Source organism: Aestuariivirga sp. (assembly GCF_037139295.1).
Lineage (GTDB): Bacteria > Pseudomonadota > Alphaproteobacteria > Rhizobiales > Aestuariivirgaceae > Aestuariivirga.
In genome coordinates this window covers 1-24,149 of sequence record NZ_JBAXGR010000021.1, presented here as the reverse complement: position 1 = coordinate 24,149, position 24,149 = coordinate 1, and the positions used below count along the sequence as shown (strand labels likewise).

General features: G+C 63.9%; 24 protein-coding genes. 14 read left to right on the top strand and 10 right to left on the bottom strand.

Going from position 1 to position 24,149, the window contains the following annotated elements:
* Positions 1 to 205: 205 nt before the first annotated feature.
* Positions 206 to 1,051, bottom strand: coding sequence for a D-amino-acid transaminase (locus WCJ41_RS08075; protein ID WP_336905337.1), 846 nt, complete (start codon positions 1,049 to 1,051; stop codon positions 206 to 208).
* Positions 1,052 to 1,176: 125 nt separating this feature from the next.
* On the opposite strand from WCJ41_RS08075, the gene WCJ41_RS08070 reads away from it, so the two are divergent.
* From WCJ41_RS08070 to WCJ41_RS08050, 5 genes are read left to right on the top strand one after another with little or no spacing between them, the layout of a single operon-like run.
* Entirely contained in the window at positions 1,177 to 2,532 is a 1,356-nt protein-coding gene (locus WCJ41_RS08070) for an aspartate aminotransferase family protein (RefSeq protein WP_336905336.1), read from the top strand.
* Between the two features lie 12 nt (positions 2,533 to 2,544).
* Entirely contained in the window at positions 2,545 to 3,924 is a 1,380-nt protein-coding gene (locus WCJ41_RS08065) for a glutamine synthetase family protein (protein ID WP_336905335.1), read from the top strand.
* 16 nt (positions 3,925 to 3,940) lie between these two features.
* Positions 3,941 to 4,717, top strand: coding sequence for a hypothetical protein (locus tag WCJ41_RS08060; protein ID WP_336905334.1), 777 nt, complete (start codon positions 3,941 to 3,943; stop codon positions 4,715 to 4,717).
* Positions 4,718 to 5,674: an MBL fold metallo-hydrolase gene (locus WCJ41_RS08055; RefSeq protein ID WP_336905333.1), complete on the top strand. Its 957-nt coding sequence runs from the start codon at positions 4,718 to 4,720 to the stop codon at positions 5,672 to 5,674.
* Positions 5,675 to 5,682: 8 nt separating this feature from the next.
* On the top strand, positions 5,683 to 7,095 hold the full coding sequence (locus WCJ41_RS08050; RefSeq protein ID WP_336905332.1) for a sodium:proton antiporter: 1,413 nt from the start codon (positions 5,683 to 5,685) through the stop codon (positions 7,093 to 7,095).
* A gap of 13 nt (positions 7,096 to 7,108) precedes the next feature.
* Here WCJ41_RS08050 and WCJ41_RS08045 read toward each other — a convergent pair whose 3' ends face one another.
* Both WCJ41_RS08045 and WCJ41_RS08040 read right to left on the bottom strand, forming a co-directional pair.
* Positions 7,109 to 7,624: a TIGR00645 family protein gene (locus WCJ41_RS08045; protein WP_336905331.1), complete on the bottom strand. Its 516-nt coding sequence runs from the start codon at positions 7,622 to 7,624 to the stop codon at positions 7,109 to 7,111.
* A 66-nt stretch (positions 7,625 to 7,690) separates the two neighbouring features.
* Positions 7,691 to 8,698: a TerC family protein gene (locus WCJ41_RS08040; RefSeq protein ID WP_336905330.1), complete on the bottom strand. Its 1,008-nt coding sequence runs from the start codon at positions 8,696 to 8,698 to the stop codon at positions 7,691 to 7,693.
* Between the two features lie 163 nt (positions 8,699 to 8,861).
* Between WCJ41_RS08040 and WCJ41_RS08035 the strand changes: the two genes are divergently transcribed.
* The 6 genes from WCJ41_RS08035 to WCJ41_RS08010 are packed head-to-tail and all read left to right on the top strand — an operon-like array spanning position 8,862 to position 14,123.
* The gene (locus WCJ41_RS08035) at positions 8,862 to 9,899 is read left to right on the top strand and encodes a proline racemase family protein (RefSeq protein WP_336905329.1); all 1,038 of its coding nucleotides are present in this window, start codon (positions 8,862 to 8,864) and stop codon (positions 9,897 to 9,899) included.
* Positions 9,900 to 9,904: 5 nt separating this feature from the next.
* On the top strand, positions 9,905 to 10,816 hold the full coding sequence (locus WCJ41_RS08030) for an SMP-30/gluconolactonase/LRE family protein (RefSeq protein WP_336905328.1): 912 nt from the start codon (positions 9,905 to 9,907) through the stop codon (positions 10,814 to 10,816).
* Between the two features lie 47 nt (positions 10,817 to 10,863).
* A complete protein-coding gene (gene araD1 / locus WCJ41_RS08025; protein ID WP_336905327.1) occupies positions 10,864 to 11,862 on the top strand; it encodes an AraD1 family protein in 999 nt (332 codons plus the stop codon).
* The gene (locus tag WCJ41_RS08020) at positions 11,859 to 12,752 is read left to right on the top strand and encodes a 2-dehydro-3-deoxygalactonokinase (RefSeq protein ID WP_336905326.1); all 894 of its coding nucleotides are present in this window, start codon (positions 11,859 to 11,861) and stop codon (positions 12,750 to 12,752) included. Before araD1 ends, WCJ41_RS08020 begins: the two co-directional genes overlap by 4 nt.
* Positions 12,752 to 13,381: a 2-dehydro-3-deoxy-6-phosphogalactonate aldolase gene (locus tag WCJ41_RS08015; RefSeq protein WP_336905325.1), complete on the top strand. Its 630-nt coding sequence runs from the start codon at positions 12,752 to 12,754 to the stop codon at positions 13,379 to 13,381. Before WCJ41_RS08020 ends, WCJ41_RS08015 begins: the two co-directional genes overlap by 1 nt.
* Position 13,382: 1 nt before the next feature.
* Positions 13,383 to 14,123 carry an SDR family oxidoreductase gene (locus tag WCJ41_RS08010; protein WP_336905324.1) on the top strand — a complete coding sequence of 247 codons (741 nt, stop codon included), beginning with the start codon at positions 13,383 to 13,385 and terminating at the stop codon, positions 14,121 to 14,123.
* 54 nt (positions 14,124 to 14,177) lie between these two features.
* On the opposite strand, the gene WCJ41_RS08005 is transcribed toward WCJ41_RS08010, so the two are convergent.
* From WCJ41_RS08005 to WCJ41_RS07990, 4 genes are read right to left on the bottom strand one after another with little or no spacing between them, the layout of a single operon-like run.
* Entirely contained in the window at positions 14,178 to 14,621 is a 444-nt protein-coding gene (locus WCJ41_RS08005; protein WP_336905323.1) for a DUF1178 family protein, read from the bottom strand.
* 20 nt (positions 14,622 to 14,641) lie between these two features.
* Positions 14,642 to 15,472, bottom strand: coding sequence for a carbon-nitrogen hydrolase family protein (locus WCJ41_RS08000; RefSeq protein ID WP_336905322.1), 831 nt, complete (start codon positions 15,470 to 15,472; stop codon positions 14,642 to 14,644).
* Entirely contained in the window at positions 15,469 to 15,726 is a 258-nt protein-coding gene (grxC, locus tag WCJ41_RS07995; protein ID WP_336905321.1) for a glutaredoxin 3, read from the bottom strand. The genes WCJ41_RS08000 and grxC overlap by 4 nt, the downstream gene beginning before the upstream one ends.
* Positions 15,727 to 15,732: 6 nt before the next feature.
* On the bottom strand, positions 15,733 to 16,494 hold the full coding sequence (locus WCJ41_RS07990; protein ID WP_336905320.1) for a ComF family protein: 762 nt from the start codon (positions 16,492 to 16,494) through the stop codon (positions 15,733 to 15,735).
* Between the two features lie 89 nt (positions 16,495 to 16,583).
* Here WCJ41_RS07990 and WCJ41_RS07985 point away from each other — a divergent pair, with 89 nt between their 5' ends.
* Together WCJ41_RS07985 and WCJ41_RS07980 are read left to right on the top strand one after the other, a co-directional pair.
* Positions 16,584 to 17,408: an inositol monophosphatase family protein gene (locus tag WCJ41_RS07985; RefSeq protein WP_336905319.1), complete on the top strand. Its 825-nt coding sequence runs from the start codon at positions 16,584 to 16,586 to the stop codon at positions 17,406 to 17,408.
* Positions 17,408 to 18,247, top strand: a complete 840-nt coding sequence (locus WCJ41_RS07980; RefSeq protein ID WP_336905318.1) for a methyltransferase domain-containing protein — start codon at positions 17,408 to 17,410, stop codon at positions 18,245 to 18,247. The genes WCJ41_RS07985 and WCJ41_RS07980 overlap by 1 nt, the downstream gene beginning before the upstream one ends.
* A gap of 131 nt (positions 18,248 to 18,378) precedes the next feature.
* On the opposite strand, the gene mutT is transcribed toward WCJ41_RS07980, so the two are convergent.
* The 3 genes from mutT to WCJ41_RS07965 are packed head-to-tail and all read right to left on the bottom strand — an operon-like array spanning position 18,379 to position 21,009.
* Positions 18,379 to 18,777: an 8-oxo-dGTP diphosphatase MutT gene (gene mutT / locus WCJ41_RS07975; protein WP_336905317.1), complete on the bottom strand. Its 399-nt coding sequence runs from the start codon at positions 18,775 to 18,777 to the stop codon at positions 18,379 to 18,381.
* A gap of 2 nt (positions 18,778 to 18,779) precedes the next feature.
* The gene (gene argJ, locus WCJ41_RS07970; protein WP_336905316.1) at positions 18,780 to 20,027 is read right to left on the bottom strand and encodes a bifunctional glutamate N-acetyltransferase/amino-acid acetyltransferase ArgJ; all 1,248 of its coding nucleotides are present in this window, start codon (positions 20,025 to 20,027) and stop codon (positions 18,780 to 18,782) included.
* Between the two features lie 40 nt (positions 20,028 to 20,067).
* Complete coding sequence (locus WCJ41_RS07965) at positions 20,068 to 21,009, bottom strand: peptidylprolyl isomerase (protein ID WP_336905315.1); 942 nt, start codon at positions 21,007 to 21,009, stop codon at positions 20,068 to 20,070.
* A 394-nt stretch (positions 21,010 to 21,403) separates the two neighbouring features.
* Here WCJ41_RS07965 and secA point away from each other — a divergent pair, with 394 nt between their 5' ends.
* Entirely contained in the window at positions 21,404 to 24,124 is a 2,721-nt protein-coding gene (secA, locus tag WCJ41_RS07960) for a preprotein translocase subunit SecA (RefSeq protein WP_336905314.1), read from the top strand.
* The last annotated feature ends 25 nt before the right edge of the window (positions 24,125 to 24,149 follow it).

Genomic DNA, 24,149 nt, shown 5'->3' with positions numbered 1-24,149 from the left:
CCTCTCCCGCTGAAGCGGGAGAGGACGAAAGGCGCAATCCTCTTCGGAAAATAATCCTTGACTTTTATTCCTAGATATGCTAGATGCAGGGGCGAAAGTGCTTTCTGCTGATTGACATTGTGAATCTGTTTTTTGGCCCCGGCTTCGCTCGTCTTCTCCTGCGTCAGCGGGAGAGGAGCGGGAGAAGACTGGCGCGCTTCCCTCCCTAGGCCATCGCTTCCTTCAGGAACAATTCCCGCAGCTTCCTGACCACCGGCCCCGGTTGCCCGCCGCCGATGCGGTGGCCGTCGATCTCCACGATGGGCATGACGAATTGCGAGGCGGAGGTGAGGAAGGCTTCGTCCGCCGCGAGGGCTTCTTCCACCGTGAACTTGCGCTCGACGATCTCGACGCCCTCTTCCTTCGCCAGCCGCATCAGCGCCCGCCTTGTGCAGCCGGCGAGGATCTCGTTGGAGAGGTGACGGGTGATGACCTTGCCATCCTTCACGATGTAGGCGTTGGACGAGGTGCCCTCGGTGACGAAGCCGTGTTCCACCATCCAGGCTTCCTGTGCGCCCTTCTCATAGGCCTCCTGCTTGCCCAGCGCCGGGGCCAGCAGCATCACCGTCTTGATGTCGCGCCGCGCCCAGCGCAGGTCCGGCGTGGTGACGACCTTGATCCCCGTCACTGCATTGGGATTGCTGACGAGGCTCATGGCCTGGGTGAAGGCGATGAGGGTGGGCTTCACGTCGCCCTTGGGGAAGTTGAAGGTGCGGTCCGCGGCACCGCGCGTGACCTGCATGTAGATGATGCCTTCAGCGAGATTGTTCCGCCTGATGAGCTCAGAATGCATCTGGTCCAGTTCATCGCGCGTGCAGGGCCAGTCCATGCGGAGTTCGTTGAGTGACCGGCCGAGGCGCTCCATGTGCGCGGCGTAGTCGACCAACTTGCCGTTGATCACCGCGCTCACTTCATACACCCCGTCGGCGAACAGGAAGCCACGGTCGAAGATCGAGATTTTCCCTTCTGTTTCAGATAGATAATCACCATTCACGAAGACGGTGCGGACCATGGAAACGGGCTCCTTCATGCTGCATTGCCTCTAAGCATGATTCCGGCACTCTAATCCATGGGGGTTGTGGCGGCCTGTCCGGGCGGCTAGGAGATTGACCAACGTCAACAGCCATACAGGATATCATGCCGCGTAACGTTCCGGAGCAAGCGATAAAGGCCATGCTGAGCCGCGAAGAGGCCCTCTTCACCCAGCGCAACCCCACTTCGAAACAGCTCTCGGAAGATGCGGCCCGGAACTGGCTGAAGGGTGTTCCCATGCACTGGATGGTGGATTGGGGCACGCCATTCCCACTCTTCGTAGCCAAGGCGCAGGGCGTCGACGTGACCGACGCCGACGGCCACCACTACATCGACTTCTGCCTGGGCGACACCGGGGCCATGTTCGGCCACTCGCCGCCCGCCGTGGTCGACGCGCTGCAGCGCGAAGGGGCCAACGGCTTCACCACCATGATGCCGTCTCCCGATGCCGCAGTCGTGGGCAAGCTGCTCGAAGACCGCTTCGGCCTGCCCTGCTGGCAGGTGACGGCGACCGCGTCCGATGCCAACCGCGCCGTCATAAAGTGGTGCCGGGCCATTACCGGCCGAAGCAAGATCCTCGTCTTCAACCACTGCTACCATGGCGCGGTGGATGAGACTTACGTGACGATCGACGGCGGCACACCGCATGCCGACCCGGCGCTGATCGGCGAAGTGCGCAACCTCACGCGGTTCACCAAGGTCGTCGAGTTCAACGACATCCCCGCACTGGAAAAGGCGCTGGCGGAGAAGGACGTCGCCTGCGTGCTGGCCGAGCCGATCATGACCAACGTGGGCATGGTGCTGGCGGATGACGGCTACCACACCGCGCTGCGCGAATCGACCCGCAAGCATGGCACGCTTCTGGTGATCGACGAGACGCACTGCATGTCGTCAGGCCCCGGCGGCTATACCCGCGAATACGGGCTGGAACCTGACGCGATGGTGCTGGGAAAGCCCATCGCCGGCGGCATTCCCGCCGCCGTCTATGGCTTCACGCAGGACGTGACGGACCGCATCCGCAAATTCCTCGAGACGCGCACACCCGGCCATTCCGGCATCGGCACCACGCTGTCGGGCTCCAAGATCCAGCTGGCGCTGATGCGCGCCGTGCTGGAGAACTATTTCACCGAGGAGGCGTTCGGTCCCCTCGTGGCGCTGGCAAAGCGCCTCGAGAAGGGGATTGCCGATGTCATCATCAAACATGGCGTGGCGTGGCACGTCGTCCGCGTCGGCGCCCGGGTGGAGTTCATGTGCACTCCCGACCGGCCCCGCAACGGCGGCGAAGCTGCAAGAGTGATCCACCGGCCCATCGATGAAGCCGTGCATCACTATCTGCTCAATCGCGGGGTGATCGTCACCCCCTTCCACAACATGATGCTCATCTGCCCGGCGACGACCGAGGCACATGTGAACCAGCTGGTCGGAGGTCTCGACCGCTGTCTCACCGAACTGATGGGCTGAGGAGTAAACAGCATGACACTCGTGTTCCCCCGCCGCGAAGCCGAAGCGCAGGCCTTCCTCGATGCCAATCCGGACATCGAAAGCGTCCACGTGATCTGGACCGACATGTGCGGCGTTGCCCGCGGCAAGATCCTGCGCCGTGACGAGGTGGTGCCGGCCTGGAAGGACGGCCGCTTCATGCCGATCTCGGCACTCGTGCTCGACGTGACGGGCCAGGACGTGCCCGAAACCGGCCTCGTCTTCGACGAAGGCGACCGCGACATGCTGCTGTGGCCGGTACCCGGCTCCATGGTGCGCGTGCCCTGGGCGCATGTGCCCACCGCGCAATACATCGCCACCGTGCATGATCTCGACGGCACGCCGCATTACGCCGACCCGCGCAATGCGCTGGACAAGATCGTCAAGCGCTTCGAGCTGGAACTCGGCATGAAGCCGGTGGGGGCGGTTGAGCTCGAGTTCTTCCTGATGGACCGGGCCTCAGCACTCGCCGGCAAGCCGATGGCGCCGCAGTCGCTGATCAACGAGGCAAGGCCCCAGCACTACCAGGCCTATTATCTTCAGGATACGGAAGACTTCGGGCCCTTCTTCAAGGATCTCTATGCCTGGTGCGAGATTCAGGGCCTGCCGGCCAAGACGCTGATCTCGGAATACGCGCCGGGCCAGATGGAAATCGTGCTGCGCCACCGCGCTGACGTTCTCAAGGCCTGCGACGAAGGCATCATGCTGAAGCGGCTGATCAAGAACGTGGCCGAGAAGCACGGGCTGGCCGCCACCTTCATGGCCAAGCCCTATTCCGCGTGGACGGGCTCGGGGATGCACATCCATGTCTCGCTGGGTGATGAAGACGGCAACAACCTGTTCGCCGCCGAAGACCCGATGCAGAACGAACTGCTGATGCACGCCATCGGCGGCCTCAAGGCGGCGATGGCGGAATCGATGCTGATCTTCGCGCCCAATGCCAATTCCTACCGCCGCTTCCGCCGCAACTCCTATGCGCCGGTCTCGGCCAGCTGGGGCATCAACAACCGCACGGTGTCCTTGCGCATTCCGGCAGGCCCGCCCAAAGCCTGCCACATCGAGCACCGGCCGTCGGGCGCTGACGCCAACCCCTATCTCGTGATGGCCGCAATCCTTGCCGGCATGCATTACGGCATCACCGAGAAGTCCGACCCCGGCAACCCGGTGAACGGCAATGGCTATGAGCGCCGGGCGAAGTACATTCCGGGCAACTGGTTCGACGCCATCGACGCCTTCTGGCGGGCCTCGATCCTCAAGGAATATTTCGGCAAGGAATTCGTCGACACCTATTGTACGCTGAAGGAAGTCGAGGCCGACCGGTTCTATGCCGAACCCACGGCGCGCGACTTCGAATGGTACCTCCGCACCGTCTGAGGAAAGACACGGGAAAATGCCGGACTTCATCTTCGACCTGCCTGCCCTCGGCATTTTCCTGACCGTCTTCGCAACGGTTTCGAGCGTTGCGATCCTGCTGAATCTGATCTTCTGCCTGCCGCGCTTCATCAAGCTGGCGCCGCGCTTTTCCGAGGTGTCGGCAACCGTCATCACGGTGTGCGGCGCGCTGTTTGGCCTCTCCGTCACCTTCCTCGCCAACTCGGTGTGGAACATCGAAGACAGGGCGCGCGAGGCGGTCAGCGCCGAGGCGCGCGCCATCCGTGTGATGGAAGTCTACCTCGACGCCACGCAGGAACCGCCGCACAACGCCCTCTACCAGATGCTCGCTGACTACGGAGAGGGCGTTGCGGATGAATGGCACAGCATGGCCGATGGCGGCAGTGGCGGCAGCCAGGCCGAGACGTCGCTGCGCAAGATATATGCAGCGGTGATCCGTGATGTGTCGCACAGCGAAGAGGACAGGCTGCTGCACCAGCGCATCCTGGTGGCGCTCGACGCGCTTTCCACCGCCCGCCAGGAGCGGCTGTCAATCGCCCAGGACGTGGTCAGTCTGCCGCAATGGGTTCTGGTGATGGGCCTGGGCCTGCTGCTGTTGATAGTGGTTGCCATCAACCATGCGCCCTTTCCCTTCGCCCGGCGTGTGGCGCTGGCCATCGTGACGCTGGCGGTGAGCTTCATGCTGTTCGTGATCGTGCAACATGACCGGCCGTTCCGCGGCTACACAACCCTGACGCCGGACGCGATCGTCCGGGCATCGGGAGCCGGGGGTTGAATGGTCGACGTCGTCCACGACGGCAAGCGCTACATCATCGCAGGCCATCGCGGCGAGGGCTCCTTCCGCGATCTGCTGAAATGGCAGATGGAAGGAAAGCGCGCGCGCTGGCCGTGGCGCATGAAGAACCGCAGCTTCCCGCCGCCGCCCGCGCGCGTCGAAGGCGATGCGCTGAAGGCGACATGGATCGGGCACTCGACGGTGCTGCTGCAGACGGCGGGCCTCAACATCCTCACAGATCCCTTCCTCTCCTCGCGGGCGAGCCCCGTTCCCTTCGCCGGACCGAGGCGCGTGCGCCCGGCAGCACTCACCGCGGAGACGCTGCCGCCCATCGACCTGATCCTGCTGAGCCACAACCACTATGACCACATGGACCTGCCGGCTCTGCGCCGCATCGCCAAGCACCACGCCGCACATGTGGTGACGCCGCACGGTAATGCGCGCTGGGTGCGGCGGGCCTCGCCCCGTTTCGGTATCGACGAGCTGGGCTGGGGCGAGCACGTGGAGCACAAGGGCCTGCGCATTCACCTCACCCCTGCGCTGCACTGGTCGAAGCGCGGCTTCTTCGATGCCAATGCCGCACTGTGGGGTGCCTTCGTGGTGGAGGCGCCGGGCGGCCCCATTTACTTCGCGGCGGACACCGGCTTTGGTAAGGGTTCGACATTCGCCGACGTGCGCAAGCGCTTCGGTGCGCCGCGCCTGTCGCTGCTGCCAATCGGCGCCTATGAGCCGCGCTGGTTCATGCATCCGCAGCACATGAACCCGGACGAGGCCGTGAAAGCACACGTCTTGCTCGAAAGCCACGCCAGCATTGCGATCCACCACGGCACCGTACAGCTCACCGACGAGCCGGTCGATGCGCCGGTGGCGGCGCTGAAGGACGCTCTCGCACAACATTCGGTTGACCCTGCCCGGTTCCTTGTGCCTGATGCGGGCGAAACCCTGGACATTGACTGAGGATACCGATGACGCTGCGACGCGCCGCCCTTGCTGCGGGATTTTTGCTTGTTTCCGCAGTGCCCGCCTTCGCGGCCGAAGGCCTTGACGGCCGCACGCTGGGGCTGCCCTGGGCCATCCCGTTCCTCGGCATGCTGCTGTCGATCGCCATCTTTCCGCTGGTGGCATCGGATTTCTGGCATCACCACCGCTTCAAGGTGGCTGTTTTCTGGTCGCTGCTGGCGCTGATCCCCATCGTGGTGACGCGGAGCCTCGGCACTGCAGGCGAGGCGCTGGTGCATACGGCGCTGGAGGAATACATCCCCTTCATCCTGCTGCTGCTGGCGCTGTTCACGGTGGCCGGCGGCATCGTGGTGCGCGGCAACCTGCATGGCTCACCCGGCACCAACACGGCGATCCTGGCAATCGGCGCAGCACTCGCCTCGATCATCGGCACCACGGGTGCGGCGATGATCATGATCCGTCCGCTGCTGCGCGCGAACGATGACCGCAAGCACAATGTGCATGTCTTCGTGTTCTTCATCTTTCTCGTCGCCAATGCCGGCGGCGCGCTCACGCCGCTTGGCGACCCGCCGCTGTTCCTAGGATTCCTGCGCGGGGTGAGCTTCTTCTGGCCAACCGTGCACCTGCTGCTGCCCGCGCTGCTGATCGTCGGCGTGCTGCTCGCCCTGTTCTTCGCCATGGACAGTTTCATCTATCGCAAGGAAGGCCATATGCGGCGCGACCCCACCCCGGACGGCGCGCCGGTGCATGTGATCGGCGGCATCAACTACCTGCTGACCGCGGCCATCATCGCCACCATCCTGCTGTCGGCGTCCGTCGACCTCGGCGAAGTGGTGATCTTCGGAACCCATGAGCCCATCGCCGCGCTGCTGAGGGACGCGGCCTTCCTCGCCATCGTCGGCCTTTCGCTTGCCTTCACGCCCCAGGAGCGCCGCGCGGCGAACAAGTTCGACTGGGAGCCGATCAAGGAGGTGGCGGAACTCTTCGCGGGCATCTTCATCACCATCATCCCGGTGCTGGCGATGCTGAAGACCGGCATGGGCGGCGTGTTCGCGCCGCTCGTCTCGCTCGTGCAGGGGCCCGCAGGAGAGCCCAACAACCTGGCTTATTTCTGGATCACCGGCGGGCTCTCGTCCTTCCTCGACAATGCGCCGACCTACCTGGTGTTCTTTGAACTCGCGGGCGGCGACCCGCAGCAGCTGATGACGGAGGGCGCTACCACGCTCGCCGCCATTTCGGCGGGTGCGGTGTTCATGGGTGCCAACACCTACATCGGCAATGCACCGAACTTCATGGTCTATGCCATGGCGCGTGACGCGGGCGTGAAGATGCCAGGCTTCTTCGGCTACATGCTGTGGTCGGGCGCAATCCTGCTGCCGCTGTTCGCGGTGGTAGGCTGGCTGTTCTTCACGGGGTAAGCGGGGTTCCCCTCTACTCGCCCTTTTCCTTCTTGGTCGAGACCATCAGCTTGTCGATATAGGCCAGGAGCAGGGCCGAGATGACGAAGGTGAGGTGAATGATGGTGAGCCACATCAGCTGGCCATCGGTATACATCTGCGCATTGAGGAAGACCTGCAGCAGGTGGATGGACGAGATCGCCACGATGGTGGAGGCCACCTTGATCTTCAGCGAGGAGGCATCAAGCTTGCCAAGCCAGGAAATCTCCGCACCTTCCGCATTGTCGAAGCGGCTGACGAAGTTCTCGTATCCCGAGATGATGACCATGACCACGAGGCTCGCCACCAGGGCGGCGTCGATCAGCGACAGCATCTTGAGGATGGTATCGGTCTCCTGCAGCACGAAGAGCTTGTCGACGAACTCCCACAGCTTCTTGGCGAATGAAATCGCATAGAGCAGCAGCGCCACTGTCAGGCCGAGGTAGAAGACCACCAGCAGCCAGCGTGAGGCCAGGATGATGTTCTCGATGAGGTGTTCAAGCTTCTTCATGGGAGAGGACCCGCCGTTGGACGGGTCCCCTGATAGCGTATCCGTTGGCTGAGGCAAGGGGGCCTCTTACTCGGCGGTTCCGACCACCGGGGCAGGCTCCGGCTTGTCGTTGCGGGTCTTCCACAGCGACCAGAGGATGCCGGAGGCCAGCACGCCGATGGTGACGGCAAGCGAGATGGCGGTGTCGATCTTGATGCCGAGCGGCACGAGGAAGATCTTGATGCCAACCAGCACCAGGATGACCGCCAGCGAGTACTGGAGATACTTGAACCTGTGCATGGCGGCGGCAAGCGCGAAGTAGAGGGCGCGCAGGCCAAGAATGGCGAAGATGTTCGAGGTATAGACGATGAACGGGTCCTGCGTGACGGCGAAGATGGCCGGCACCGAGTCCACCGCGAAGACCAGGTCCACGAACTCGACAATGATGAGTGCCACGAAGAGCGGCGTGATGAACAGCGCCAGCTTGCCGGTCTTGGGGTCGATCTGGCGGATGGTGAACTTTTCGCCATGCAGCCTGTCGGTGACGCGGAAGTTCTTCTTGATGAGCTTCAGCATCCAGTTGTCCTCGAGCGAGGGCTTGTCGCTCGACGTCTTGAACATCTTGAGGCCGGTGAACACCAGGAAGGCGCCGAACAGGAACAGGATCCACTGGAAGGACATCACCAGCGCAGCGCCCACGCCAATCAGGATGGCGCGGAACAGGATGACGCCGATGATGCCCCAGAACAGCACGCGGTGCTGATATATGCGTGGAATGCCGAGGAAGGCGAAGACCGTGGCGATGACGAAGATGTTGTCCATCGCCAGCGACTGTTCGATCAGGTACCCGGTGAAGAACTCGAGGCCGGACTGGGCTCCGCGCGCATGCCACACCCAGGCGCCGAAGGCGAAGGCGATGGCCATGTAGCCGCCATAGAGCAGGAAGCTCTCCTTGGCCTCGATCTCCTTCTGGCCCTTGTGCAGGAAGCCGAGGTCAAGGACGAGGAGGCCGATGACCACCGAGATGAAGATCAGCCAGAAATAGGCGGGCGTGCCGAGGAAGTCGGAGAATATGAACGTCTGGAGAATTTCCATTGCCGGACCCTGCGTTGAATGTTGTCATTCTGCAGCTCCGACATCACGGGACATTCATCCCGCCAGAGGGGCCCGGCGCCGCACTGGTGAAATATGGCGAATTGCGGCAAGTTCAAGCTCTGGTTCGATAACGAATTTGTGAACGGCAGGGGGAGACGCGGATTTGCGCACATCGAAGGCCATCCAGGTGATCGGTTGCCACGCCGAGGGCGAGGTGGGCGACGTGATCGTGGGGGGTGTTGCCCCGCCGCCGGGGAGAACAGTTTGGGAACAATCCCGCTTCGTGGCCTCGGACGGCAGGCTTCGCGCCTTCGTGCTGAACGAGCCCAGGGGCGGCGTCTTCCGGCATGTGAACCTGCTGGTGCCGCCCAAGGACCCCCGCGCCCAGATGGGCTTCATCATCATGGAACCGGAGGATACGCCACCCATGTCCGGCTCCAACTGCATCTGTGTCGCCACCGTGCTGCTCGATGCCGGGATCATTCCGATGACGGAGCCGGAGACCAGGCTGGTGCTGGAGGCGCCGGCCGGGCTGATCGAGGTGACGGCACAGTGCCGCGATGGCAAGGCGCAGTCGATCACGCTCAGGAACGTGCCGGCCTTTGCGGAGCGCATTGCCGTGCCGCTGGACGTCGAGGGGCTGGGCACCATCACCGTCGACACCGCCTTCGGCGGCGACAGCTTCGTGATGGCGGATGCCGGGGCGCTGGGATTCAGTATCACGCCAGACGAGGGACGCGACCTTGCGGTGGTCGGGCGCAGGATCGTGAAGGCGGCGAATGAAAAACTGGGATTCACCCATCCGGATCTTCCTGAATGGCGGCATTTTTCCTTCGCCTTCCTGACAGGCGAACTGGAACGCGTGGACGACTGCCTGTCGAGCCGCAATGCCTGCGTGGTGAAGCCCGGCAAGATCGACCGCTCGCCCACCGGCACCGGCTGCTCGGCGCTGATGGCCGTCCTCCATGCCAAGGGCCTGCTGAAGGAAGGCGAGCGCTACATCGGCCGCTCGATCATCGAGAGCCGCTTCATCGGCGAGGTGGCGGGACTCACCACGGTGGGCAATCACGCGGCGATCATCCCCATCATTACCGGGCGGGCGTGGATCACCGGGCAGTCGACCCTGATGCTGGATCCGGAAGACCCCTGGCCCGACGGCTACAAGATCGCCGACACCTGGCCCATCGACGCAAAGGACTGAGCCAAATGAAGATCACCGAGATTCCGGTCACCTGCCTCGTCGAGGCGCAGGACAAGCTGGGCGAGGGCTGCTTCTGGGACGTCTCGACCCAGACGCTGTGGTGGCTCGACATCATCGAGCCTTCGGCGATCCACCGCCTGCATGTGGCATCAGGTGCTTATCGCAAGTGGCAGTTCACCGAGAAGGTGACGGCCATGGCCAAGCGCAATGACGGCACGGTGCTGGTGGGCACGCAGGCGGGGCTGGCGATCTTCAACCCGGAGACGGGCGCGCTGACACCGTGGCGCAGGATCGACCCGGAAACGCCGGGCAACCGCGGCAATGACGGGGCCTGCGATGCGCGTGGCCGCTTCTGGTTCGGCACCATGATGAACAACATCGGTCCCCGCGGAGAGGACCTTCCCATCACGGCATCCACCGGCAAGCTGTTTCGCATCGATGCCAGTGGCAACGTCGCGGTGATGGAGACAGGGATCGGTGTTTCCAATGGCCCCTGCTGGTCGCCCGACGGGCGCAGCTTCTACTTCACGGATTCGATGGCGCAGATCATCTATGCCTATGACTTCGACGAAGCGGCTGGCACCATCTCCAACCGTCGCGTCCTGAACGACACGAAGGATTACGGCTATCCTGATGGCGCGACGGTGGATGCCCATGGCTTCATCTGGAGCGCGCGCTGGGAGGGATCTTGCGTACTGCGCATCGACCCCAAGGGCCGCATCGACCGCGTGGTGCCGATGCCGGCGAAGCGCGTGACGAATGTGTGCTTCGGTGGCGCAAAGCTTGACACGCTCTATGCCACCTCCTCGCGGCAGGGGTTGCCGGAGGAAGAGCTGCGCGACCGGCCGCTGACGGGCGGGCTGTTCTGCTTCGACCCGCACGTCACCGGCTTCGAAAAACCCGCTTTCGCGGGCTGAGCGGACGGGTTATTCGTCATACAAAAGCACGCAAGGGAGAGCCCAAGATGAACCTCGTCCAGATTACCGACCAAAAGGGCAAGCGCCGCGTGGGCCTCGTGGCGGCAGACCGGATCGTGCTGCTGAAGAAGGCCGCGACCACGCTCGATCTCGCGCGCATGGCCCTGCAGGCGGGCGTGAAGTTGTCAGCCATGGCTTCGTCGCTCGCAACTTCGACGACAGAGGACTATGCGGCGGCACTAAAGGAAAAGCGCGTGCTGACGCCGGTGGACCATCCGGACCCTGCCCACTGCATCATCACCGGCACCGGCCTCACGCATCTGGGCTCCGCTGCTGCGCGCGACGGCATGCACAAGAAGCTGTCGGGCGCCAAGGAAGACCTGACCGACAGCCTGAAGATGTTCAAGATGGGCCTCGAGGGCGGCAGGCCGAAGTCGAAATCAGAAGCGGGCGTGCAGCCCGAGTGGTTCTACAAGGGCGACGGCTCATGGCTGGTCGGACCCGGCAAACCGCTGCCAATACCCGCCTTCGCGCTCGACGGCGGCGAGGAACCGGAACTGGCGGGCCTCTATGTCATCGATGACAAGGGCCGCCCGGTGCGGCTCGGCTTCGCGCTGGGCAACGAATATTCCGACCATGTGACCGAGCGGCAGAACTACCTCTACCTCGCGCATTCGAAGCTGCGCCATTCCTCCATCGGGCCGGAGATGGTGGTGGGCGGCATTCCTGCCTCGATCGAGGGCATGAGCCGCATCCTCCGTGGTGGCAAGGTGATCTGGGAAAAGCCCTTCCTCACCGGCGAGAAGAACATGAGCCACACGCTGGCCAATCTCGAATATCACCACTTCAAGTATGACGGCTTCCGCCGCCCGGGCGACCTGCACATCCACTATTTCGGCACGGCCACCCTCTCGATCGCCGACAATGTGAAGACGCAGGACGGCGACGTGTTCGAGATCAGCGCCGCACCGTTTGGTGCGCCCCTGCGCAACCCGCTGAAGGCAGTGAAGGCGGCGCACAAGCCGGGCAGTGTGAAGGCGCTGTGAGCACGGAGTTCATCGCCCTCGACTGGGGCACCACATCCTTCCGCGCCTATCGCGTGGCCGCTGGCGGACATGTGCTGGACACCATCGCAGCGACGGAAGGAATCCTTGCGGTGAAGGACGGCGCCTTCGAGGCGGCACTCGAACGGCTGATCGGCGCCTGGGACGTGAACCTGCCCATCATGGCCGCCGGCATGATCACCTCGCGGCAGGGCTGGATCGAACTGCCTTATCTCCCCTGCCCCGCGAGTGCCGAGGACGTCGCGGGCGCACTGCACCGACACACCACCGCCTCGGGGCGACACATTGCCTTTGCCACGGGGCTCAGCTACCGCGCGCCCGACGGCATGCCCGACGTGATGCGCTCGGAAGAGGTGCAGGTGTTTGGTTCTCTTGACCTTGGCGTCTCGCACTTCGTCACCCCGGGCACGCATTCCAAGTGGATCACCACCGAGGGCGACCGGCTGGTGCGCTATTCCACCTATGTGACGGGCGAGGTTTTCGCCGCACTGAAGGATCACACCATTCTCGGGCGCCTGATGAAGCCGGGGCCGGATGACGAGAAGGCCTTCGCCGTGGGTGTGCGCGCCGCGCTGGAGGACCCGGCGGGCTTCCTGCACCGCATCTTCTCGGCGCGTTCGCTGGGGCTGTTCGGCGAAATCGCGCCTGAGGCGATCTCCTCCTATCTCTCGGGCCAGGTGATCGGCTCGGAAGTGGCGCATGCCATCAGGGACAATCCGCGCGAGGCGGAATATGCCGTGCTGGCCTCGCCCGGCATCGGCGGGCGCTATGTGAAGGCGATCGATATCGCGGGGCTGAAGGTGCGCTACGGCGACCCCCAGGCCATCGTGAAGGGACTGGCGATCATCGCAAGGAAGGCGGGGATCATATGATGCGTTTCGAAGACGCCGCGAAGGCCTGCGGCATCGTGGCCATTCTGCGCGGTGTGACGCCGGGCGAGGTGGAGGGCATCGGCGATGCGCTCCACGATGCGGGCATTCGCGTGGTCGAGGTGCCGCTCAATTCGCCGGAGCCCTTCCGCTCCATCGCCGCCCTCGCGGCGCGCTTCCAGGGCCGCATGGTTGTGGGTGCGGGCACGGTTCTGGATGTCGACAGCGTCGACAAACTGAAATCGGCGGGCGGGGAGATTTCCGTGTCGCCCGACTGCAACCCGCAGGTCATCGGGCGCGCCGTGGAGCTTGGCCTCGTGCCGCTGCCGGGCGTGTTTACGCCGACGGAAGCCTTCACCGCGGTGCGCGCCGGTGCGCGGCACCTGAAGCTGTTTCCGGCGGAAGCCGCGAGCCCCAAGACGGTGAAGGCGTGGAAGGCGGTGCTGCCACGCGACGTGAACATCTATGCGGTGGGGGGCGTGACGCCTGCCAACATGAAGGACTGGGCCGATGCCGGCTGCGCAGGTTTCGGCATCGGCTCCAACATTTACAAGCCGGGCATGAGTGCCGATGATGTGGGCAAGGCCGCACGCGAATTCGTGGCGGCGTGGAAGAACCTGAAGGGGAATTGAGATGAAGGTTGCGATGGTGACGGGTGCCGGTTCAGGGATCGGCAAGGCAGTGGCGCTGGCCTTCGCGCGCGAGGGCTACAATGTGGTGCTGGCCGGACGCCGCGCCGATCTGCTGAATGCGGTGGCCAAGGAGATCGGGCCGAACGCACTGCCGGTTCCCACCGATGTGGCGGACCCCAAGTCGGTGAAGGCACTGTTCGCCGCCTGCAAGGCCAAGTTCGGGAGGCTGGACGTGCTCTTCAACAATGCCGGCACCGGTGCGCCGGGCACCATCATGCTCGAGGACCTGTCAATCGAGATGTGGCAGAACGTTGTGAACGTCAATCTCTCCGGCGTCTTCTACTGCATGCAGGAGGCCTTCCGCATGATGAAGGAGCAGACCCCGCGCGGCGGCCGCATCATCAACAACGGCTCGATCTCGGCCCATGCGCCGCGACCCAACTCGGCCCCCTACACCTCGACCAAGCATGCGGTGACGGGCCTCACCAAGTCAGGCTCGCTCGATGGCCGAAAGTATGACATCGCGGTCTGCCAGATCGACATTGGCAATGCCGGAACCGAGATGACCGAGAAGATGAAGACCGGCATGCCGCAGGCCAATGGCTCCATGGCACCGGAGCCCACGATGGATGTGGCGAACGTCGCGAAGACGGTGATGTACATGGCATCGCTGCCATTGGAGGCCAACGCGCAGTTCGTGACGGTGATGGCGACCAAGATGCCCTATGTCGGGCGGGGGTAGTCCCCATTCGATTCATCATCGCCGGGCCTGATGAACGTCAGGAATGCCGGGGCGTCAGTTCCCGTCCTCGGGCAGCCTCGGCAACGCGTGCACGGTGATGCCTTCCTCGACCAGCGCCTTGGCTTCGTCCGCCGTCGTCTGGCCATAGATGCCGCGCTGCTCGGATTCCTCGTAGTGGATCTTGCGGGCCTCATCGGCAAAACGGTCGCCGACATATTCGGCGTTTTCTTCCACGTGCTTGCGCATCTCGCGCATCATGTTCATGAGTTCGGCGAGGCGCGGATCGGCCGGGGCGGCGACCATCTTCGTCGCTGAATCGCTCTTGCGATTGGACTTGGCCGGAATGCCCGGCGCCATGAGCTGCTTCTCGACCTTCACAGAACCGCACTGCGTGCAGCTCACGAGGCCGCGGTCCGCCTGCTCGTCATAGGCGGAACTGTTGCGGAACCAGCCATCGAAGGCATGGCCCTTGTCGCATATGAGGTCGTAATGAATCATCGGCTTCAGGTAACGATTGCTCAGTCGGGTTTCAAGACAGTTAAGGACATGGCCCGGTCATGGAAAAGGGCCGGAATGCGGGCGCGGGCCAGATCCGCCTGCGAGAGATCGAGATCGGCGATCACGATGCCGGGCTCGGTGCCCGCCTCCGCCAGCACCTCGCCCCAGGGCGAGACGATGAGCGAGTGGCCATAGGTCTCGCGGCCCGACTCATGCCTGCCGCCCTGCGCGGCAGCCAGTACGAAGCTGCCGGTCTCGATGGCGCGTGCACGCAGCAGCACGTGCCAGTGCGCCTGCCCCGTGGGCACGGTGAAAGCCGAGGGCACGGTGAAGAGCTTTGCACCCGCCTTGGCCAGCGCGCGGTAGAGATGCGGGAAGCGCATGTCATAGCAGATAGTGAGGCCGATCGGCCCCAGCGGTGTTTCAACCAGCACCGCTTCCGCGCCGCCTTCATAGGCGTGTGACTCGCGCAAGCTCTCGCCCGTGGGCAGATCAACATCGAAGAGGTGGATCTTGTCATAGCGCGCGGCAATAGAGCCATCGGGTGCGAAGAGCAGCGAGCGATTGAGCAGCTTGTCACCCGGGCCCTTCAGCGCCAGAGAGCCAATGTTGAGCCACAGGCCGAGATCATGTGCGAGGGCGGAAAACATTTCGACGCTCTCGTCTTCCGATTCCGACTTCGCCAGCGACCTGAGGCGCGGGCGGTCCGGCTCCAGGATGTTGGTCATCTCGGGCGTCGAGACGAATGTGGCGCCCTGACCCACGGCTTCGCGGATGAGCGCAGAGGCCTCCGCCGCGTTGCGGGCCATGTCGGTACCCGAACGCAGCTGGATGAGAGCGGCGCGGATCACTGCTCTGCGAGCAGCGGGTCGAGCTGGCCGCGCCGGTCGAGCTCATGAATGTCGTCGGAGCCGCCAACATGGCTCTCGCCGATGAAGATCTGCGGCACGGTGCGGCGGCCATTGGCGCGCAGCATCATCTGCTGGCGAAGGCCTGCGTCCTGCACGTCGATTTCCTCGAAGGCGACACCCTTCTTTGTCAGCAGCGCCTTGGCGGCGTGGCAGTAGGGGCAATAGGGGGTGGTGTAGATCGTGACTTTCTGCATGATCGATCAAATATGAGACTTCGACGGAAGCTGGACAAGGGCGAAGGTCAGCAGGTTCACCTGCCGGGCGCCGGCCTTCCGCAGCGCCAGCGAGCAGGCCTCGGCCGTCGCCCCCGTGGTGCGCACGTCATCCACCAGCAGCACGGACTTTCCCGCCACCACAGCGAGCAATTCGGGGCGCACCGCGAATGCGTTGCGGACGTTCTTGCGCCGCGCCGCCTCATCCAGCCCCACCTGGGCACGGGTGCTTCGGGCACGGATGAGGACGTCATGCCGCCAAGGTGTGCCGGAAAGAGCGGCGATGCGCTGTGTGAGAAAGGCGGACTGGTTGAAGCGCCGCCGCCACAGGCGCAGATAATGCAGTGGCACCGGCAGCATCACGTCCGACTGGGCGATCAGCCTGCGGCCGGCAATCGCCATCATGCGCGCCATGAGCAGGCCCGCCTCGGGCCGGTCACGGTATTTCAGGGCGTGGACGAGCTTCGCAGCCTCGTCCTCGAACAGCACGGCAGCCCGCGAGCGGTCCCAGGCGGGCGGGTCCGACAGGGCGGCTGCGGACAGCGCGCCATCGCCCTGGTCATAGGCGAAGGGGGTGCCCAGCGCGTTGCAGACTGGCTCCTCGATCAGCTTCAACCGGCCCCAACAGGCAACGCAGAGGCTTGAAGGTTCGCCAACAGGTACCGCGCAGGACAGGCAGAGACTGGGCGTGACCAGGTCCACGAAGCCCCGCCACAGGCGGGGGGCGAGATGGGAAAATGCAATCTGCATGACGTAACATTAACACAGCGCAGCGGAACCGTGGATTCCCTTGCGCGATTGGTCTAACAGCGGCCCTAACCAGCCTCGGAGCCACCCGCATGTCCTTTTCCCGTGCCGATCTCGACCGCCTTGCCGCCATCATGGCGGAGGCCGCCGAAACCGAAATCATGCCGCGCTTCCGCAGTCTTGAGGATGGTGGCGTCCGCGAGAAGACCGGTGCCCTTGACCTCGTCACCGACGCCGACGAGCAGGCAGAATGGAGAATTCGCGACCAGTGCGCCAAGGCCTTCCCGAACACGCTGTTCGTGGGCGAGGAATCGGTGGCGCGCGACAAGGGACTGCTCGACAAGATCGGCAGTGCCGACCTCTGCATCATCGTCGACCCCGTCGACGGCACGTCGAACTTCGCCTGGGGCCTGCCGCTGTTCGGCGTCATGGCCGCGGTGGTGGCCAAGGGCGAGACGGTGGCGGGGCTGATCTATGACCCCGTGGGCCGCGACTGGCACAAGGGGCTGAAGGGCACAGGCGCCTGGGGCGAGAGCGCAAATGGCCGCACGCGAGACTTGGCCGTGGCAAAGCCCGACGCGCTGTCCGAGATGACCGGGCTCTCCTCCTGGTACCTGATGCCGGAGCCGCAGCGCTCGCGCACCGTGGCCAACCTCGCCAAGACCAAGGCCAGCTTCAACTACCGCTGTGCGGCCTATGAATATCGCCTGATCTCGGAAGGCCTCGTGCACTTCTCGCTGCACTACAAGCTGATGCCGTGGGACCATGCGGCGGGCGTGCTGATCCACGCAGAAGCGGGCGGCTATTCGGCCCTCCTTGACGGCAACCCCTATGACGCGATGAAACACGAGGGCGGCATCATCTCGGCGCCCGATCGCGCCACATATGACCTCATCCGCCGCGAGCTCGTGGGCTGATGACAGGGGCAACTCCCCTCTTCGACCGCGCCCTGGCGGCGGACCGCGCTTCACGCAAGCGCGGTGCCGAGCCCAACATCCTGACGCGCACCATCGCCGAGGAGCTGGTCGAACGGCTCGCATTCGTCAACCGCCGCTTCGAACACGTGCTGCTGATCGCGGCGGAACCGGAAGCGATTGCCGAACGCCTGAAGGAAGGTGGCCAGGTGAAGCAGGTGGAAACGCGTGGCCCTTCGGCAAGCGACGACCTCGGTCTGCCCGAAGCGCGCTACGACGCGGTGTTCAGCATCCTCGACCTGCAGACTTTCAACGACGTGCCGGGCGCGCTGATCCAGATGCGCCGCGCGCTGAAGCCCGATGGCCTGCTGCTCGCCTGCCTTTTCGCGGGCGATACGCTGACAGAACTCCGCCAGTCATGGCTGGCGGCGGAGGCTGCCGTCTCTGGCGGCGTTTCACCCCGCGTGGCACCGATGATCGACGTGCGCGAACTGGGTGGACTATTGCAACGCGCAGGCCTTGCCCTGCCGGTGGCCGACCTCGACCGCACCATTGTGCGTTATGCCGATGCGGTGGCGCTGATCCACGAGATCCGCGAGCTGGGCCTTTCCAACAACCTCGTCGGGCGCTCTCGTACACCCGTCAGCCGCCGGCTGATGGGCGCTGCGATCAACCACTACCAGCAGAACTTCGCCGACCCGGACGAGCGCGTGCGCGCGACGGTGGAGGTTGCCTGGATCACCGGCTGGGCCCCGCATGAAAGCCAGCAGCAGCCCCTGAAACCGGGAAGTGCAAAGGCAAGGCTGGCCGATGCGCTGAAGGTGGAAGAGAAGAAGATTTGAACCACCCACAAGCGCTTTTCCTATTCCTCATCATGCCCGGGCTTCACCCGGGCATCTTCTTTGCTGGTCGCCAAAAGGGATCGTCGAGACAAGCCCGGCGATGATGATGGTGGCGAGTGGGGCCACGACCTCTACAGCAAATCCACCAGATGCGGGATCAGGGGCACGTCCGCCGGCGGCATGGGATAGTCCTTCAGCTTCTGGGGCCTGACCCAGGCGATGGCCTGGCCTTCGGCACCCACGACCTGGCCCTTCCAGCGGCGGCAGACGTAGAGCGGCATCAGCAAGTGAAAGTCTTCATAGGCGTGGCTGGCGAAGGTGAGAGGTGCGAGACATGACTCGGCAACGTCGATGCCAAGTTCTTCCTTCAGTTCACGAATCAATGCGGCTTCCGGGCGCTCGCCCGCCTCCACCTTGCCACCCGGAAATTCCCACAAGCCGCCCAGCTGCTTGTCCATGGGGCGCTGCGAGAGCAGCACGCGGCCATCCTTGTCGATCAGCGCCACGGCGGCGACGAGGACGATCTTCATCACTAGCTGCGGTAGGAGCCGTTGATGTCGATGTAGCGGTGCGTGAGGTCGCAGGTCCACACGGTGGCCTTGCCCTTGGCCACACCCACATCCGCCTCGATCACGATGTGGCGGCCCTTCATGTGCGGCATGATCTCCGCTTCCTTGTAGCCCGGATCGCGCATGCCATTCTTTGCGACCGTGATGCCACCGATCTTGATCTTCAGCCTGTCGCGGATGGCCTTCTCGCCAGCCTTGCCGATCGCCATGACGACGCGGCCCCAGTTGGCGTCCTCGCCCGCGATCGCCGTCTTCACAAGTGGCGAATTGGCAATCGACATGGCGATGCGGTGGGCGGCTTTGTCATTTTCCGCACCGGTGACGGCGATCTCAATGAACTTCTCGGCACCTTCGCCATCCTTCGCCACCTGGTGGGCGAGGTCCATGCACAAGCCGTTCAGCGCCTTCGAGAAGGCCTTGAGCTCCTTGTCGTCGGCGCGCAGGCCCTTGGTGGCGTTGCCGGCCTTGCCGGTGGCGAACAGCAGAACCGTATCGGAGGTGGAGGTATCGCCATCCACCGTGATGCAGTTGAAGCTCTTGTCCACCGCCTTCGACAGCAGCTTCTGCAGAACCTTCGAGGGGATCGCCGCATCGGTGAAGATGAAGACCAGCATGGTCGCCATGTCGGGAGCGATCATGCCCGAGCCCTTGGCGATGCCGTTGATGGTGACGGTCTTGCCGCCGAGCTTTACCCGGGCGGTGGCCGCCTTGGGGAAGGTGTCGGTGGTCATGATGGCCTTGGCGGCCATGCCCCATTGATTGGGTTCCGCCGTTTCGGCGAGCTTCGCCAGGGCATTGGTGATGAAACCGGGGTCCAGCGGCTCGCCGATGACGCCGGTCGAGGCCTGGAATATTTCATGCGGCTTGCAGCCGAGGAGCTTCGCCGCGGACTTGGCCACGGCGGTGACGGTGGCGACACCCGCCTTGCCGGTGAAGGCATTGGCATTGCCGGCATTGATGACCACCGCGCGGGCAGATCCGCCCTCGAGGCTGTCGACGCACCAGTCCACCGGTGCGGAGCGCGACTTGGAGCGGGTGAAGGAGCCAGCCACCGCGGTGCCGGGCTCCATGACGGCCAACAGCACGTCAGGCCGGTTCTTGTAGCGAATGCCTGTTTCGGCCGCCGCCAGCCTGACGCCGGCGATGGGCGGCAGGTCCGGGAAGGCCGCTGGCGCCAGCGGCGAGACCTGATGTGCGTCTTGATTCGCCATGGCGAGCCCCCTCAGAACGGTCAGGATACGGTGTCGGGTCTTACTGTGCCGGAAGCTGCAGGTCGCCTTTGCCGGTGGTGGCGTCGCCAGCCGCATTGTCGCCGCCCAAAGCCGGCACGGCGCCGTCGCCGCCCTGGTCGAGCGTCGGCTTGGTGTTCTGGAAGCTCTTGGCGGCCTTGGCGGCCTCCTCGGCGTATTTCTTGAGATCGTCGTCGAGGATCTCGACCTTCGAGGCCTCGCGGATCTTGGTCATGACCTCGCCGACCTTCTGGCGCAGCAGCACGTTGCGGATGGCCTGCTTCACCTGGTCATAGGGCTGGGCAGCGCCCTGCTTCTTGTCCTCGAGGCGGATGATGTGCCAGCCGAAGTCTGTCTTTACTGGCTGCGAGGTCTCGCCCACCTTCAGCGCGAAGACGGCCTTCGAGAACTCCGGAACCATCTCGGCTGAGGTGAAGTAGCCGAGGTCACCGCCGTAGTCCTTCGAGCCGTCGAGGCTGTACTTCTTGGCGAGGTCCTCGAACTTCTGGCCGTCGGCCAGCATCTTCTCGATGTCCTGGGCTTCCTTTTCGGTGGCGACCAGGATCATGCGGGCGCGCACCCGCTCCGTCTGCTGGAGCTTCGCGGCTTCCTCGTCATAAACCTTCTTGATCTCTTCTTCCGTCACCATCGGGCGGATCTTCTGGAAGAAATAGGCGTCGCGCAGGGCCTTGGCCTGGTAAAGGGCGAGGCGGCGCTTGTATTCCTCAGTCTCGGCGATGCCTTCCTTGACGGCGTACTGGGCGAGCAGGTGGCGTTCGATCAGGTACTCAACGACAAAGGGGTAGCGCAACTTGGGCGGCATGTCGGGCAACTGGCCGATGATGTCGTCCGTCGCCATCTGGACTTCCGAAACCCGGATTTCGTGGCCGTTGACGATGGCGATGACCTTGTCGTCCTTCGGCGGGGCGTCTTCCTGCGCCCGGGCGGGCATCGCAAGGCTCATGCCCAGCAGAGCCGATGCTGCGCAAATAGTGAAAAGACTACGATAAAACGACATTCAAGTCCACCGTTCAAAGGGCCATCGACCGCCCCGGATGCCATCGACCGGGCGCTGCTCTTTGTCCTTCAAAGAAGGCAAGAATAAGCCCCCGCACGCGTCTGTCCGGGCCGTCACAACTCGCGCGCACATTGGTCGTGTTGCCGAAGCCTTGCAAGTGGGCGGGCCACAGATGAAACCCCTGTTGCGCCAATGCAACACATTGAAATCACGGAACCTTGGCACCATCTGGCAGGCGATGCGATTTTCGTCGCGGCGGCGCATTGCCCCGGCCCCGCAACTTGACTAGAAAGCGCCTCGACCCGGGGGCGGACGGCCCCTACCTGAAGGAAACGAATCAATGTTCGGATTGCGCGGCATCGCCGCTAGGATTTTCGGCTCCAGCAACGACCGCCGCATCGCCAAGTACCGCGGCCGGGTGGAGGCGATCAACGCGCTCGAGCCCGAACTCGAGGCCCTGTCGGACGACGAACTGCGCGCCCGGACCGCAATGTTCAGGGAACAGCTGGCGGGAGGCAAGGACCTCGACGACATCCTGGTGCCCGCCTTCGCCACCGTCCGCGAGGCCTCCAAGCGCACGCTCGGCCAGCGCCACTTCGACGTCCAGCTGATCGGCGGCATGGTGCTGCACGAGGGCCAGATCGCCGAAATGAAGACCGGCGAAGGCAAGACCCTTGTCGCCACGCTTCCCGTCTACCTCAACGCGCTCACCGGCAAGGGCGTGCATGTCGTTACCGTCAACGACTACCTCGCCAAGCGTGACGCCAGCTGGATGAGCCAGGTCTATGGCTTTCTCGGACTGACCACGGGCACCATCGTGCACGGCCTTTCCGACGAGGAGCGCCGCCAAGCTTACGCGTCCGACGTTACCTACGCCACGAACAACGAGCTGGGCTTTGACTACCTGCGCGACAACATGAAGTACCACCTCGAGGAGATGGTTCAGCGCGGGCACAATTTCGCGATTGTCGACGAGGTCGACTCGATCCTCGTCGACGAGGCGCGCACGCCGCTCATCATCTCTGGCCCCGTCGACGACAAGTCGGACCTCTATAATGCGGTGAACCAGTACATCCCGGCGCTGACGCCTGAGGACTATGACCTCGACGAGAAGCAGCGCTCGGTGACGCTCACCGAGCAGGGCAACGAACATCTCGAGCAGGTGCTGGGCGGTGCGGGGCTGCTGCGCGGCACCAACCTCTATGACGCCGAGAACGTCACCATCGTGCACCACGTGCAGCAGGCGCTGCGCGCCCACAAGCTGTTCCAGCGCGACAAGGACTATATCGTCAAGGATGATGGTGTTGTCATCATCGACGAATTCACCGGCCGCATGATGCCGGGCCGCCGCTATTCGGAAGGCCTGCACCAGGCGCTGGAAGCCAAGGAACACGTGGCGATCCAGCCGGAGAACGTGACGCTCGCTTCCATCACTTTCCAGAACTACTTCCGCCTCTATGCCAAGCTCGCCGGCATGACAGGCACGGCGCTGACCGAGGCCGAGGAATTCATGGACATCTACAGCCTTGAAGTTCTCGACATTCCGACCAACGTGCCGGTTGCCCGCCTCGACGAGGACGACCAGGTGTTCCGCACCGCCAAGGAAAAATACGATGCAATCATCGAGACCATCGATGAGGCACGCGTCCGCGGCCAGCCGGTTCTCGTCGGCACCACCTCGATCGAGAAGTCCGAACTTCTGTCCGAGATGCTGAAGGCCAAGAACGTGCCGCACAATGTGCTGAACGCGCGCTACCACGAGCAGGAAGCAGCGATCGTGGCGCAGGCGGGCGTTCCCGGCGCTGTGACCATCGCCACCAACATGGCCGGCCGCGGCACCGACATCAAGCTGGGCGGCAACCTTGACATGCGGGTCGACATCGAACTCGCCGATCTGCCCAAGGGGCCTGAGCGCGATGCCCGCATCGCCGCGATCAAGCAGGAGATCGAGGTCAACAAGAAGACGGTTCTGGACGCCGGCGGACTGTTCGTCATCGGCACCGAGCGCCACGAGAGCCGCCGCATCGACAACCAGCTGCGCGGCCGCTCCGGCCGCCAGGGCGACCCCGGCCGCTCGCTGTTCTACCTCTCGCTCGAGGACGACCTGATGCGCATCTTCGGCTCCGAGCGGCTGAACGCGATGCTGACCATGAGCGGCCTCAAGGAGGGCGAGGCGATCGTCCACCCGTGGATCAACAAGGCACTGGAAAAGGCACAGCAGAAGGTCGAGGCGCGCAACTTCGACATCCGCAAGAACCTGCTGAAGTTCGACAACGTGATGAATGACCAGCGCAAGGTCATCTTCGACCAGCGCATCGGCATCATGAAGGGCGAAGAGGTCGCTGAGACCATCGACGACATGCGCCACCACTCCATCGAGGAACTCGTCCACAAGCACATTCCGCCCAACACCTACGCCGAGCAGTGGGATGCCGCGGGCCTGCGCGAAAGGCTGCGCGAGGTGGTTGGCATCGACTTCGCCGTCGACGACTGGGCGAAGGAAGAGGGCATCGCCGAAGAAGAGATCATGGAGCGCGTCGCCAGCGCGGGTGACAAGCACTATGCCGAGAAACGTGAGCGCTATGGCCAGGACATCATGGGCCAGGTCGAGAAGACCTTCCTGCTCCGCACGCTGGACCAGCTTTGGCGCGACCACATCATCACGGTGGAGCAGCTGCGCCAGGTCATCCATCTCCGCGGATACGGCCAGCGCGACCCGCTCAACGAATACAAGACCGAAGGCTACAACCTGTTCGAAAACATGGTCGACCGCCTGCGCGAGAACGTGACGGCCCAGGTGATGCGCGTTGAAGTGCAGATGCGCGACCCCTCCGAACTGACGCAGCTGCTCGACGAGGACGAGCTGCCGATGATGCAGGCCCACCACATCGACCCGATCACCGGCGAGGACGAAATCTCCCAGTCCGGCCCGCTTCTGGCCCAGCAGTCGCAGCAGCGCGACCCAAAGGACCCCAAGAGCTGGGGCAAGGTTGCCCGCAACGACCCCTGCCCCTGCGGCTCCGGCAAGCGCTACAAGCACTGCCACGGGGCGTTTGCCTAACGGCAGGAGCAGATCGAGACGACAA